Here is a 14,678-nt window from a genome sequence, read left to right as displayed (position 1 = left end):
ATCGGACCGATTTCTATGATTCATGCAACTAATGGCGTATAAAAATCTTTATATTTTTCCTTTCGATGAACACAAGAAAATACACGATGAACAAGTTTGTTACAAACATTATTAACGACAAGCATTTCATTCTTGCCTTCTGCTGTTTTTCGCAGATAATATTCTCGAATTTCGGGTGAGTGTTGGATAGCAGATCTGGCACCATTATGAAGCAGTGCCTTTAATTTCTTATTTGCTTTATTACTGGTTTTGGCCTTCCCTTTGTATTGGCCTGATGAATAAGAAAATGGGACAACTCCTGCATGACAAGCGAACTTTTTGGGGTCGCTGATGTTCTTAAACTCATTTGTAATGATAAGAATTTCTGTTGCAATGGCTGGACCAACACCCTTTACAGATTCGATAAGTTCGTAGAGTTCTTTTAAATAAGGGTCGCTCTGAATAGTATTTTGGATGTCTTGATTGACCTTTTTAATATCTTTATCAAGCGCTTGCATCGTACTTTGACAGGCTTTTTTTGCCTCGCTAAGGTCTTTTTTGGAAACAAAATCTTTACAATCTGTCAAGGGCGACTGCATCATTTTCCGAACTTTGATGAGCCTATTGCGAAGTGCTGTGAGTCTGTCAAGTTTTTGGACGATATCACGTTTAAGTGTCCACAAACGCACCTCATCGCGATTTTTATAAGCATATGTGGCAATTCTTTGGGCATCTACTTTATCATTTTTACCTCGAATCATGCCCAGGCTATCCTTGATGTGAATGGGATGTTCAAGCCAAACCTTTGCTTGTTTTGAATGCAGGAAGTTTAGTAGATGGTTGGTATAGATACCCGTATGCTCCATGCAATACAAGCTATTGGCAAAAGTTGCGTTAGGGCATTGGATTTTCAGGTGTTTGACAAATGATTCAATACCTTTTTTATCATTGCTTGATTGAAAATGAAATAACATTTTGTTAGCTACTACAACCGCAAAATCAAGCGTCACTTTTGAGATGTCAATACCGATGAAAAAATTAAAAATTTCCATAATTTTGAAATGATCGGAGCGCCGATGCGATTTAATGTTTTACTCAAGTCAGCAAGCTGTCACACATTCAATACGCCACGGGGCGCCCCGCTTGCTCATGGGTCTTAAACCCGAATTTCTATTTGAATCTTGTGCTACAGCAAACCAGTGGGGTCTTAAATCGATCCATGAGTCTTACTCAGCCGAAGGCGATAAGGCATCCCCACTGGTGCTGGCTTACTCTCATTTTGAGAGCACTCCAAGTTATGATTATCTTGGAATTTTTATATCACACAAATCTAAAGGCCGAAGCGGATGCAAAGCAAACAATGAATCAATTTAGAGAATTCTATAATTTTGACAGGATTCACGGAGGTGTTGGCTTTCAAAGTCCATCTGAATTCTTGCAGTCAAAGGGTTTGGATATGAAAAATAGCCCCATTAATCAAATCCCTATTCCCTAAAATAAGGGAAACCCAGTGTCCAGTATTTAGCGGTCAGCACAGTAATTTTATTGTCTTTTTTATTACATTAAAATAAAATGAAAAATATTTAACAAAAATGAACTGCTTTTGTATAAAGTAGGTTAATGTGATTTATGGAAACAATTGGAAATATAGCAGAGATACTTTTTGGAGTCAATATCCAAAATCGTCATTCGGCGGGCGAGATACGTTATTTGCAGATGAGTGACTTTGATGATAGCGGGTTGATAATCAACAGCCAACCAGCCGTTTTTGTGGGTACTGCTGACCTCACTACCGAGCGGCAACTCCTGCAAGCGGGCGATATTCTGTTGCCTGCTAAGGGAGGGCGCAATACCACTTTTTATATCGAGGAAAGCTACTTGCCAGCCGTGGCTTCGTCGTTGTTTTTTGTGGTTCGGGTGCAGTCGTCCGCCATTGATTCCCGTTTTTTAGGATTGTATGTTAACCTCCCCAATACCCAAGCCCAAATCAAGGCCATGATTAGTACTACTGCCACCGTAGCCGTGCTGAATAAAAAAGATTTTCAGCACCTGCTCGTGCCAATGCTCCCTTTGGCCGAACAACACAAAATCATTCACCTACACCGCCTGCACCAACAAGAGCGACAGCTTACAATGCAAGCGTTGGCTCAGAAAGAATTACGTTTTCAAGGAATTTTTACACATATCATTCAAAATCATGTCTAAGCTCATCTCACAAGCTGAAATTAACAATACCGTCTGGAAAGCCTGCGATACATTCAGAGGCGTGATAGACCCCAGTCAGTACAAAGATTATATTTTGACTTTCCTGTTTGTGAAGTACCTTTCTGATCTCTGGAAAGACCGCTATAACTATCATCTGAACCGCTACGATGGCAATACTGAACGAACCGAACGCGCCATGCGAAACGAGCGTTTCCAATTGCCCGAGCATTGCCAATACGATTACCTGTATAACAACCGCAACGAACCCAACATCGGCGAATTGATCAACGAAGCCCTTGAAGAGTTACAAGACTCGAACCGTACCAAGCTGGAAGGCGTATTTCGGAATATTGATTTTAATTCAGAAGCTAATTTGGGGCAGACCAAAGACCGCAACCGCCGCCTGAAAAATCTCATTGAAGATTTCAAAAATGTGGATTTATCGCCTTCTCATTTAGAATCGGCCGATGTCATTGGCGATGTGTATGAGTACCTGATTGAACGCTTTGCCTCTGATGCGGGCAAAAAAGCAGGGGAGTTTTATACGCCCTCGCCCGTGGCTACGCTTTTGGCTGAACTCATGAACCCCCAGCCAGGTAGTCGCATTTGCGACCCCACCTGTGGCTCTGGTTCATTGCTAATTAAAGTGGCTCAAAAAATTGGCAACAACAATTTTTCGGTCTATGGCCAAGAAGTAAACGGCTCTACCTACGCCCTGGCTCGTATGAACATGTTTTTGCACGGCATGGACGATGCCACGATTCGTTGGGGTGATACCATCAATAACCCACTGCTGCTAGAAGGAGACCACCTCATGAAGTTTGACATTGTAGTGGCCAATCCGCCCTTTTCGCTTGATAAATGGGGGGCAGAAGAAGCTCCTCACGATCGCTACAACCGTTTTTGGCGGGGAGTTCCGCCCAAATCAAAGGGGGATTTTGCCTTTATCAGCCACATGATAGAAACCGCCTACGAAGGCCGTGGCAAGGTAGGAGTAGTGGTGCCGCATGGGGTATTGTTTAGAGGAGCAGCCGAAGGCAAGATTCGCCAGCAACTCATCGAAAACAACCTCCTTGAAGCAGTGATTGGTTTGCCTGCTAATCTATTTTTCGGAACGGGTATCCCTACCGCCATTTTGGTGTTCAATCGTGGTAAGCAGCACCAAAACGTGTTGTTTATTGATGCCTCCCGTGAATATACCGAAGGTAAAAACCAAAATACCCTCAGCCCCGACCACATTCAGCACATCGTAAGTACCTACCGTCAAGCTTCCTCATCGGGGGCTGTTGAACCTAAATACGCCTATTGGGCCATGCTCGACGAAATCCGCCAAAACGACTACAACCTCAATATACCTCGCTACGTGGATACTTTCGAGGAAGAACCTGAAATAGACTTGAAAGCCACCCAAAACGAGATTGATAATCTTGAAAACCGATTGACCGATATTAAGCAGCAAATGAAAGCCTATTTGCAGGAATTGGGGTTTTGAACAGGTGTATAACGTGCATAGAAAACCGCCTTTTTCTTTACCTATTCTCAAAACAAGTAAACAAAACAGAAGTATGGAAAACTACGCTGCGTTGTTAGAACATCTAAAAGCCGAAATCAGAGCCGCAAGGACCAAGGCAGCATTTCATGCCAACGCCGAACTGCTCCTGCTTTACTGGAAAATAGGACACGCCATTTTGGAGAAAGAAAACCAAGAGGGCTGGGGCAGAAGAGTGGTCGAAAAATTGTCCTTAGACTTAAAGTTAGCATTTCCTGATATGCAGGGTTTTTCCAACCGAAATTTACGGTACATGAAAAAATTTGCAGCAGTTTTTTTTGACTTTTCAATTTTGCAAGGCTCGCTTGCAAAATTGTCATGGTATCATCATATCACGCTTTTGGAAAAAGTAAAAGAGCCTCAGCTAAGGCTGTTTTATGTGGACGAAACTGCCAAAAACGGCTGGACTCGTGACGTGATGCTGGCGCAAATAGAAAGCCAGTATCATCTGAGAGTAGCCCAAGGACAACATAATTTTGACAAAACCCTCGACAAAACTCAATCAGAAGCGGCCCGAATGGTGCTGAAAGACCCCTATCTATTTGATTTTTTGAACATTACCCAACCCTTCAAAGAACGAGAACTCGAAGACGCTCTCGTGCAGCACATTACCCAGTTTTTGCTCGAACTTGGGGCGGGGTTTGCTTACGTAGGCCGACAATACAAGATAGAGGTTTCGGAGCGAGAATTTGCCATAGACCTGCTTTTTTACCACCTCAAACTCAGGGCGTACATCGTAGTGGAGCTGAAAACTGAGGAGTTTAAACCCGAATTTGCGGGAAAACTTAATTTTTACCTCTCGGCAGTGGACGACCTCCTGCGCCACCCCGCCGATGCCCCCAGCATTGGGCTGATTATTTGCAAAACCAAAGACAGCGTAATGGCCGAATACGCCCTCCGAGACCTCCAAAAACCCATTGGCATTGCCGAGTTTAGGCTCAAAGATGCCCTACCCGAAACGCTCCAATCGAGCCTACCAACCATCGAAGACATCGAACAACAACTCGCCCAATAACCCCCATGAATAACCCCAAAAACTCCCTCCCCAACGGCTGGTCCCTCAAAAAATTGGGGGAGATTGCGAAGATTACATCAGGAGGAACACCAGATAGAGGTAAACCCAGCTATTGGAATGGTGAATATCCTTGGATTTCAACTTCATTGATTGATTTTAACGTAATTGAAAAGGCAGAAGAGTATATTACGGAAGAAGGTTTGTCGAATTCATCGGCTAAATTATTCCCAATTGGTACTATACTAATGGCTATGTATGGGCAAGGGAAAACACGAGGTAAAGTAGCACTATTGGGTATGGAAGCTGCTACTAATCAGGCGTGTGCAGCAATTATTTTAAATAGTAGACAGACTGTTACAGATTTTGTTTTTCAAAATTTAGCCAGTCGTTATGATGAAATTAGAGGGCTAAGTAACGTGGGAAATCAAGAAAATCTAAACGGAGAACTTATCAAAGGACTTCCCGTAAAACTCCCCCCTCTCCCCGAACAGCAGAAAATAGCGACCATCTTGGGTACGTGGGATGCCGCCATCCAAACCACCACCGCCCTGCTCGCTGCCCTCCAAAAACGCAAAAAAGGACTGATGCAACAACTCCTCCGCCCCAAATCCGATTGGAAAGAGGTGAGGCTGGGGGAGTGTTTTGAAAGATTGACCAGAAGAAATACAGAGGGTAATACAAATGTTTTAACAATTTCAGCGCAACACGGGCTTATTAGCCAGCGTGATTTTTTCAATAAACTGGTTGCAAGCGAAGACGTAAGAGGATATTTTTTACTCAAAAAAGGAGAGTTTGCCTACAATAAAAGTTACTCAACGGGTTATCCTTGGGGGGCATACAAACGCCTTGATGATTATGAAAAAGGCATACTTTCTCCACTTTATATTTGCTTCTCTCTTAAAAATGGTGATTCAGATTTTTTCGTGCATTTTTTTGAAGCAGGCCGTTTAGATAAGGGAATTTATACGATAGCCCAAGAAGGTGCTCGAAATCATGGGTTATTGAACATGAGTGTTGGAGATTTTTTTAATCTTCGGTTTACTATTCCCCCCCTCGCCGAGCAAACCCGCATTGCCGCCATCCTAAACACTGCCGATGCGGAGCTACGGCAAACGGAGGCGTATTTGGAAAAACTCAAAACCCAAAAACGAGGCCTGATGCAGCAGCTATTAACGGGGAAAGTGCGGGTAACAACAAGATAAAAGCGATGCAAATCATGTACGTAGATGAAAGCGGCGACAATGGTCACTCAAAATATGGTTCACAACACTATATTTTGAGTGGAATTATCGTGAGCGAAGATGACTGGCAGGAATCTCTCAACAGAATGAAGTCGTTTCGTAAATATCTCAAAGATACGTATGGATTATTGATTCGGACTGAGCTACATGCTGCTGAATTGATACGGGTTAGCAAAATCGAAGAATACAGAAAAATTCATAAATCTCAAAGAATCAATATTTTAAAAGAGTTTATACGGCAGATACCCGTTATCTTTAATAAGTCTGTCATTATCAATATTGTACTTAACAAAGACCATTTTCCAATCGGAACAAACTTTCAGGAGTTGGCTTGGGCGAGGCTAATCCAACGTTATGATATGTATCTGAAAAAATCGCAAAAGGGTCGTGGCATTATCGTAAGCGACGATTGCCAAGATGCCAACATTAGGAAGTTATTACGCAAAATGCGGGTTTATAACCCAACTCCATCGCATTATGAAGGATACTATAATGCCCCCGTGGACAATATCATTGAAGACGTGTTCATGCGTAGTTCGCAGCACTCAACGTTTATTCAAGCTGCTGATTTTGTGGCGCATACACTCTATCGTAAAGAGTTTCCAAAAGGTAGTTTGAAAAAATTTGGCTTGGACAAGATTTTTGACGAGTTAGAACCTATTTTACTAAAAAAAGCAAGTAGAAGTGATCCATTGGGAATCGTCAGAAAATGAAAAAGCCCTGGTTACAAACCAAGGCTCAAAATTTTTTTTGATTGTTGCGGCCCGATACAGACAAGGGTCAGACCGAGTCGGCTTAGTGCAAAAGTACTACATTTTTGTAGTACTTTCCAAGTAAAGTACAATGTTTTTTTGAAAAAGTGTAAAATTTGGCAAAAAAATCATGTTAAAACACAAAAATTGTTAGAGAAACAGAAGATTTAAAAAAGGAATCCTCATGAACCCATCCTACCGAGAAGACGACATCAGCCAAATACCCGCTCTGCTGCTTTTGCAGGCTCTGGGCTACCAGTACCTAAGCCCCGCCGAAGCCCTCCAACTGCGGGGTGGCAAAACCAGCGGTATCTTGTTGGAGGAGGTTTTACGCCAGCAAATTCACCGAAACAACACCTTTCGGTACAAAGATCGCAGCTACGCTTTTTCGGAAACCAACGTCAGCAATGCCATCTATGCCTTGCAAGACTACCCACTGCAAGAGGGTTTTATGGCCTCCAACAAATATCTTTACGATTTGCTTACGTTGGGTAAGAGCTTTGAAGAGACGATTTTGGGCGACCGAAAAAGCTATACACTACACTATATAGACTGGAAAAACCCCGCCAACAACGTTTTCCACGTCACCGAAGAACTCAGCGTGCAGCGGTCGCATCGTCCCGACGGTGGAGGCAGCCACTACCGCCCCGATATAGTGCTGTACATCAATGGCATTCCGTTGGTAGTGATAGAGTGCAAAAGCCCCTTGATAGACCGCCCCCTCAGCCAGGCCATATCACAGCATCTACGCAACCAAAACGAGGATGGTATCCGTAGCCTCTACGTATATTTGCAGCTTTGTATAGCGCTGTGTCAAAACTCCGCTCAATATGGCACGACAGCTACCGAAGAGGCATTTTGGGGAGCATGGCGAGAGCAATATCCCAACCGTCAGGCAGAAGAAGCCCAAAAAACTATCTTGCAAACCCTCAAAAACGAGAGCATCAACACAGCAGCCTACTGGGAAGTACTTGAAAATAAGGCCGACCGAAAAAAACTTGCCCTCTCATCAGGGGCTGGGGGGCAGGAGGTGTGGCATATTACCAGCCAAGATGAACACTTGTATTACCTTTGCCGTCCCGAACGGCTTTTTGACCTAATTTTCAATTTTATCGTTTATGATGCGGGTTCAAAAATCATTGCCCGTTATCAGCAGTACTTTGGGGTCAGAAAGACATTGGAACGATTAAAAATTTCAAGTCCTTCCCTCTTGGTGCAAGGAAGTATGGTGAGAACGGGCGGGGTGATTTGGCATACCCAAGGGAGTGGTAAATCATATACGATGGTGATGCTGGCACAGCTATTGGCCACAGAAAAAACAATTCCGAACCCAAAGATTATTTTAGTAACCGACCGTGTAGAACTCGACGACCAGATTTATCAAACCTTTGCGAAGTGTGAGAAGGAGGTGGTGCAAGCCAAAACAGGCAATGATTTGATTGAATACCTGAGCCAAAGCTCAGATGCTATCATAACGACCCTGATTAACAAGTTTGATGCTGCCGTAAAAAAAATTCCAGAGGCCATCACAACCCCTAATATTTTTGTTCTGGTGGACGAAGGACATCGTACTCAGTATGGAACGTTGAACGTAAAAATGCAGCGAGTGTTACCAACTGCCTGTTTCATAGCGTTTACGGGTACCCCCCTCATGAAGAAAGAAAAGAATACGGCCGCTAAGTTTGGAGGCATCATTGATAGCTATACTGTGGCAGATGCCGTAGCCGACGGTGCCGTAGTGCCGTTGTTGTTTGAAGGAAAAGCACCGTTATTCAATGTAAATGAAAGGCCGTTAGATAATTATTTCAATAAAATTTCGGAGCCGCTCAACGACTATCAACGAGTTGATTTAAAGCGAAAATTCAGTCGGCAGGAAGCACTTACCGCAGGCGAACAGGTGATTTATGCCAAGGCGTGGGATATTTCTAAGCACTACAAAGACAATTGGCAGGGAACGGGCTTCAAGGGGCAATTGGTGGCTCCTAACAAACAGGCGGCGGTCAGATATAAGCGGTTTTTGGATGAAATCGGGTTGGTATCAAGTGAAGTGTTGGTCTCTCCCCCTGACGACCGAGAAGGGACTGAAGATGCCTATGGTCATATAAGTGACGAAGTACTGGTACATTGGAAAAAAATGATGGATAAGTACGGAACAGCAAAAAAATACGATGAAACCCTGAGACAAGCCTTCAAAAAAAGTGATACTCCCGAAATAATCATTGTGGTTGATAAGTTGCTGACGGGTTTCGACAACCCCCGCAATGTCGTTTTGTACTTATGCCGAAAACTGCGAGAGCATACGCTTTTTCAAGCGATTACTCGTGTCAATAGAAAATGTGCTGGTAAGGAGTTTGGCTATATTATTGACTACGATGGAGTGATTGAAGAATTGAATCAAACGCTCCAATTATACATGAGCTATGAAGACTACGACAACCAAGATTTGGAAGCGACAGTAACAGATATAAAAGAAGAAATAGTGCAACTACCCCAGGTATATTCGGTACTTTGGGACACCTTTAAAACCTTGCCAAACAAGAATGATGTAACTGCTTACGAAGATTTTCTTGCGGATGAAGCCGTAAGGATTATTTTTTTTGAAAGATTGTCTCGTTTTGCTCGTTTGCTCAAAATAGCCCTTTCATCATACCAATTTGTTACACAAACGCCTGAATCAGAACAGAAAAAGTACAAAGATGATCTTGCTTTTTTTCAGAATTTACGCAAAACGGTGATTCAAATATACTCCTTAGAAATTGATTACAAGCAGTTTGAGGGGCAGATACAGAAGCTGATAGATACCCATGTCTCGGCAGATGAAGTTGTAAGTATTACGGAACAGGTCAATATTTTTGACAGTGAAAAATTTGAGGTGGAGGTACAAAAAATAGCGGGAACGGCTTCCAAAGCACATGCGATTGCGAGTCGTACTCAGAAAACAATTACTGAAAAAATGGATGAAGATCCCGCTTTTTATAAGCGATTTTCAGAAATGATTAAAGACACCTTAGATGCTTATCGGCAACAGCGTATCAATGAAATTGAATTTTTAAGCAAAGTTATTGAAATCAAAGAGGCTATACTGAACCGACAGGCCGATGATTTGCCCGACTTACTCCAAGGCCGAGATACTGCCCAAGCGATTTATAGACTTTTGGCCGAAAAAGGGATAGAGGACTTATCGGGTCAAGCAGCCTTACTATCACTTATTGTTGAAGACAAGATCAAAGAGAATGTATTGTCGGGCGGAACTATCATTGTTGATTGGAAAAACAAGAGTGAAGTAATTGGTAAATTAAAAACAGCTTTTGACGATTTATTATGGGAGTTCAAAAATAATTATGGTTTAGCTTGGGATATAGCTACACTTGATGATTTAATCGAAAAATTTGTCAGCATCGCCAAAGTTCGTTTTAATGGGAAATCATAGTATTCAATTTGGGTCAATCGTAATCAATTTTTCGGTAGAATATCGAAAACGTAAGAGTTTAGCAATAACTGTTTATCCCGAAGGGTTAGTAATTGTTACTGCTCCGGTGGATTCTACTATTGAAAAAATCAAGGAAAAAGTGCATCGTCGAGCGGCGTGGATACTCAAACAGCAGGATATTTTTCAGCAGTATGAACCTCAAAATACACCCCGAAAATATGTTTCAGGTGAGACACATTACTATATGGGTCGTCAGTATCGTTTGAAAATCATCGAAGAGCCAAGGCAGAAAGTTGTTTTTCGAGCGGGTTATATTGAGATTTTCATACTGAACAAAAACGACAAAGAGACCATTCAAAAAATGTTGGAGGCATGGTATAGAGCTAGGGCAAAAGAAAAATTTGAGCTCATTTTTAGAAAATGTCTCGAAAAATCACCCTTGGACATCGACCGAAAAGCGCAGTTAACTTTCAAAGTTATGACAATGTCAAAACGGTGGGGGAGTTGTACTAAAAGTGGTAATATTTTGCTAAACCCTAATCTTATTAAGACACCTAAATCATGTATTGAGTATGTTATTTTGCACGAAATGTGTCATCTAATAGTACCTTTTCATAATGCTTCATTTTATGAACTACAGTCAAGTTTGATACCTGATTGGAAAGACTTAAAAAAAAGGCTGGAGTTTTATAATTAAATAATTATATTTATATCGTTATTAAGTCGTTTTAAATCTATTAAATAACACGGTATTTATGCCAAAACTAGACCGCTCTGATTTTTAAATACAACGCCAAAGTCTTTGAAAAAACCTGCCTTTGGTCTGGGACACCTTTTTTTGCTGGTCACTCTACGGCAAAATATTGTTGTGGAACATGTAGGGGTATGCTAATCAAGCCAAACAATCTGAGGAAGCTGTGCCTTATGATGAAACTGAAAAAATGATTTAGGCACTGCTTTCTGAAAATGCTTACCTAAAAGGACAACTCCAAAAATATATGACCGAAAATGAAGAATTAAGAAAACAGCTACAGCCCCCAATAAAAAATAAATAGCAAGCTTGGGATTATGCGACAAACCCCAAGCCCATTTGAGCCAAACCATAAAAATGTTGAAAAGTGACATCTACTTTTTGGGAGAATACCAGCCGATCGTAGCCAGGTTCAGGAAGATGATGCCCTAAAATTTGTTGGATTTCCCATCTGACCTTTTCTTGCGTGGCTTTTTCTTTGTGCCATTCCTGAATCAGGATTTTGTTTTTGGCGGCAAATAGTTTTTCCAATAAGGTCTTGGCGGCAAGTTTCACACTTTTTTCCTCTTCCTTGGTCAACTTTTCTTTCTTCAACAAATCAAACAACTCCTGCTCCGCTTCCGTCATTTCATTTTTGGCGGCGCGTTGCTGCTCTTCATTTAAGGTTTCTGCCTGTTTGATGAGTGCCTCATAGGCTTCTTCAATGGAAAGGCTGCCTGAGTTGTAATCGTCAATAACCTTTTGGAAGTTGGCCAGAAACGATCCGCGTGTTTTATTTTGTGCGAGCATCTGTTTGAGCTTGATTTCCAACAATTCCCGAAGGTTAACAAATTGAATATTTTTGTGTTTCTTTTCAGGAAATTCAAGGCGCAATTGTTCAAAATTTATTCGACTCAAATCAATTTGTTTGGAATCGTCGATGGTGTATTCTGCTTTACTTTCATTCACTAAATCGCCCTTGCCAACGACGCTCGAATCCAGCAATTCGTCAATTTCCTTTTTGGCCCGCTCAACGGCCTCGTCACGATCTACATTTCGTTCTACCACGTCTCTCAGGTATTGAAAAACATCACGGCCTTTTTTAAGGACGGGATATTCGTACACTTCGGGTTTGGCCGAATCGTACAACGACGCGATGGTATTTACATATAGTCCTAGCTGTTTGCAGTGTTCGTCTTTGGCTAAAATCAGGTTGGCATATTCCTGAAACAACTCAATTTCTTTAAACCCTTTTTCTCCAAGGGTCAAGATGCGGTCGATATCGGCCCCCAAGCTTTTACAGTAAACTTTGGCTTCGTCAATGGATTGTTCCAACAATTGCAAAAGCTCCTCAAACTCTTTAGCGGGGTATTCGTCATCATCCTCCGTTTTTGGGAGTTTTCCTTTGGTTCCTTCGGCACAGGCAGCCAAGGCTATTTTGAGGTTACGAAATACGCCGAAGTAATCAATCACCAAGCCGTTTTTCTTGCCTTCAATCACCCGATTAGCCCGGGCAATGGTCTAGGGTATGATTTTGAAGAGGTTTGTCGAGATATAATGTCGAAACGGAAGGAGCATCAAAGCCCGTCATCCACATGGCGGTGACGAATACAATTCGATACGTATTGTTTTCGTCTTTGAAATAATCCTCAATGTTGCGGCCATCGTCGTCGGGATGGTCTATCAAGGCACGGTGCGGTTTGATGTTCAATCCGACATCGGCAAATGCTTTTTCTTCTTCTTTATCGCTCCCTTCCTGACTGATGACCACCGCCATTCGGGTTTCCTGCATAAAAGCCAACGCCCGAGAATAGCGGTTTTTAAGTTCTTTGTCCCTTTCAATGGCTATTTTTTTACGCAGTAATTTGATTTCTTCCTTCAGGTGGTATTGCACTTTGTCGTACATCCTGACGGCCGTAAATTTATCGATGCTGATAACCATAGCCTTCATGGGCTTGCGGTTTCCTTCGTCATCGTCAACATCCAATCGGTACGGGAAATGCTGTACGATGTGCTTGGCGATTTCTTCCAGACGGTCGTCGCGGCGTACTACGTTCAGCAGCGTCGAATATTCCCGATCCAGTTTTTCTTCTGTTCTTCGCTTAAGTTTTCGTCTTCCAAAATCGCGGCGGCTTCTCCTACCAAATCAGGATTGATTTGCTCCACACGCGGCACACTCTTTTTGTAATAAATGGGCACTGTGGCGCCATCTTCAATGCTTTGGGCGAAATTGTATTCCGACACGTAGGATCCAAACCAGTCTTTGGTCAGCTCACTGCGGAGCAAAGGCGTACCTGTAAAGGCGATGTATTGGGCGTTGGGCAGGCCGATGCGCATGTTTTCGGCCAGGCTCTTGTATTGGGTGCGATGAGCTTCGTCCACCATCACAATCCAGTCGTTACGGTCAGTGAGTTGTTGGAAGGTTTTACCGCTTTCAATGCCGAATTTGAAAATCAGCGTGAATACGTAGGCGCGGTTGGATTGCAGATACTCCCGAAGTTTTTCTTTGTCGGCAGGTCGGAAATAGTTTTCTTTTTGGTCTTTGGTTTCAACAATGGTTTCGGTTTCGTTGAAATTTCGGTAAATCTGACTGTCCAAATCCCGACGGTCGGTTATAATCAGAAAGGACCAGTTGCCCGTGATTTTTCGGTGAATCTTTTTGGAGAAAAAAATCATCGAATACGATTTGCCCGATCCCTGCGTGTGCCAGAAAACGCCCAATTTCCCTTTGTTGGTGTCTTTGGCTTTCAGTCCAGCAATGGCATTATTTACGCCGAGATATTGGTGGTTTTTGGCAATGATTTTTACCTTGTTTTTGTGATAAAGTACAAAGTTTTCAAAGTAATCAATGAGCGTGTCTTTTTGGCAAAGGCCCTGCCCAAACAGTTTGAGGCTCAGGTGCTCGCCCGTCTGCTCGCTTTCTTTTTCGATTTCTTCCTTGGTAGGTTGTTCGTGGGTGATCGCGGTATCGGTCAACTTGAGCCAACTGAAAAAATGGTCCCAAGGGGCATTGAAGCTACCGATGCGGGTTTGGATGCCGTTTGAAATGCAGGCAAAGAGGTTGTACCAAAACAATTGAGGAATGTCGCGGCGGTAATCAGTCAGGTTTTTGTCATAGCCCGTTTTTACTTTTTCGGTCGCGTTTTTCAGTTCAATCATCACCAATGGCAGGCCGTTGACGTACAACAGTAAATCAGGGCGCCGCGTAATGGCCTGAGTCTGTTGGTATTCGATACTTAGCTGAGATACCAGCAAAAAATCGTTTTTGTTGTCGGCGCTGAAATCAATGATGCGGACGTAATCGTTGACTTCGCGTCCTTGTGCATTTTTATAGGCAATGGGAACACCGTTTTTGATGAGTTCATAGACTTCTTTGTTAGCCAACAGCGGCGTGAGCGTGGCGCGGCTTTTGGTGATTTCGCCAATGGCATACGTGAGCGAAGACTCTGGAAGGTGCGGATTCAGCACTTCCAGTTGGGCTTTCAACCGGTCTTTCAAAACCACTTCTTTGAGGCTACTTCGCCCCAACAACTGTTTTTCCCAGGCGTTGATGTGCGTGTAGCCCAGTTGATTGACAAAAAAATCAATGTCGGCAACTTCAATGTGTGATTCGTTGAGATAGGCCATGGGCTATTTTATTGTTGCATTAATAACTGTATCAATCCGTTTTGTATCTCATGTATTGATTTATGAGTTTTTTATACATGAACTACTGAACGTGTATAAAAAGAAGCGTTTTTTATACATGAAAATAGAAAACAAGTTCTCTGATTCCTT

The 14,678-nt window shown here is 42.6% G+C and carries 11 protein-coding genes; 7 read left to right on the top strand and 4 right to left on the bottom strand.

Annotation, left to right across the window (positions count from 1 at the left end):
• Positions 1–20 precede the first annotated feature (20 nt).
• Positions 21–1,031, bottom strand: a complete 1,011-nt coding sequence (locus AC23P2_RS27875) for an IS110 family RNA-guided transposase (protein ID WP_487776233.1) — start codon at positions 1,029–1,031, stop codon at positions 21–23.
• Between the two features lie 577 nt (positions 1,032–1,608).
• On the opposite strand from AC23P2_RS27875, the gene AC23P2_RS27870 reads away from it, so the two are divergent.
• The 7 genes from AC23P2_RS27870 to AC23P2_RS27840 all read left to right on the top strand — a co-directional run bounded on the left by AC23P2_RS27870 (position 1,609) and on the right by AC23P2_RS27840 (position 10,868).
• A complete protein-coding gene (locus AC23P2_RS27870; protein ID WP_487776232.1) occupies positions 1,609–2,184 on the top strand; it encodes a restriction endonuclease subunit S in 576 nt (191 codons plus the stop codon).
• The gene (locus AC23P2_RS27865) at positions 2,177–3,676 is read left to right on the top strand and encodes a type I restriction-modification system subunit M (protein ID WP_487776231.1); all 1,500 of its coding nucleotides are present in this window, start codon (positions 2,177–2,179) and stop codon (positions 3,674–3,676) included. The genes AC23P2_RS27870 and AC23P2_RS27865 overlap by 8 nt, the downstream gene beginning before the upstream one ends.
• A gap of 73 nt (positions 3,677–3,749) precedes the next feature.
• A complete protein-coding gene (locus tag AC23P2_RS27860; protein ID WP_487776230.1) occupies positions 3,750–4,748 on the top strand; it encodes a PDDEXK nuclease domain-containing protein in 999 nt (332 codons plus the stop codon).
• Positions 4,749–4,753: 5 nt separating this feature from the next.
• A complete protein-coding gene (locus AC23P2_RS27855; RefSeq protein WP_487776229.1) occupies positions 4,754–5,950 on the top strand; it encodes a restriction endonuclease subunit S in 1,197 nt (398 codons plus the stop codon).
• Positions 5,951–5,955: 5 nt separating this feature from the next.
• Positions 5,956–6,702, top strand: a complete 747-nt coding sequence (locus tag AC23P2_RS27850) for a DUF3800 domain-containing protein (protein ID WP_487775615.1) — start codon at positions 5,956–5,958, stop codon at positions 6,700–6,702.
• Positions 6,703–6,925: 223 nt separating this feature from the next.
• Entirely contained in the window at positions 6,926–10,171 is a 3,246-nt protein-coding gene (locus tag AC23P2_RS27845) for a type I restriction endonuclease subunit R (protein WP_487776228.1), read from the top strand.
• Positions 10,158–10,868 carry a M48 family metallopeptidase gene (locus AC23P2_RS27840; RefSeq protein ID WP_487776227.1) on the top strand — a complete coding sequence of 237 codons (711 nt, stop codon included), beginning with the start codon at positions 10,158–10,160 and terminating at the stop codon, positions 10,866–10,868. Before AC23P2_RS27845 ends, AC23P2_RS27840 begins: the two co-directional genes overlap by 14 nt.
• A gap of 369 nt (positions 10,869–11,237) precedes the next feature.
• Here the strand turns inward: AC23P2_RS27840 and AC23P2_RS27835 are convergent, their stop codons facing one another.
• The 3 genes from AC23P2_RS27835 to AC23P2_RS27825 all read right to left on the bottom strand — a co-directional run bounded on the left by AC23P2_RS27835 (position 11,238) and on the right by AC23P2_RS27825 (position 14,528).
• On the bottom strand, positions 11,238–12,401 hold the full coding sequence (locus AC23P2_RS27835) for a type I restriction enzyme endonuclease domain-containing protein (protein WP_487776226.1): 1,164 nt from the start codon (positions 12,399–12,401) through the stop codon (positions 11,238–11,240).
• Positions 12,402–12,405: 4 nt separating this feature from the next.
• Positions 12,406–12,888, bottom strand: coding sequence for a type I restriction enzyme subunit R domain-containing protein (locus tag AC23P2_RS27830; RefSeq protein WP_487776225.1), 483 nt, complete (start codon positions 12,886–12,888; stop codon positions 12,406–12,408).
• Between the two features lie 68 nt (positions 12,889–12,956).
• A complete protein-coding gene (locus AC23P2_RS27825; protein WP_487776224.1) occupies positions 12,957–14,528 on the bottom strand; it encodes a type I restriction endonuclease subunit R in 1,572 nt (523 codons plus the stop codon).
• Between the last annotated feature and the right edge of the window lie 150 nt (positions 14,529–14,678).

It is taken from the genome of Runella sp. R0.1_18 (assembly GCF_057652155.1).
This window is presented reverse-complemented; position numbering and strand designations above follow the sequence as displayed.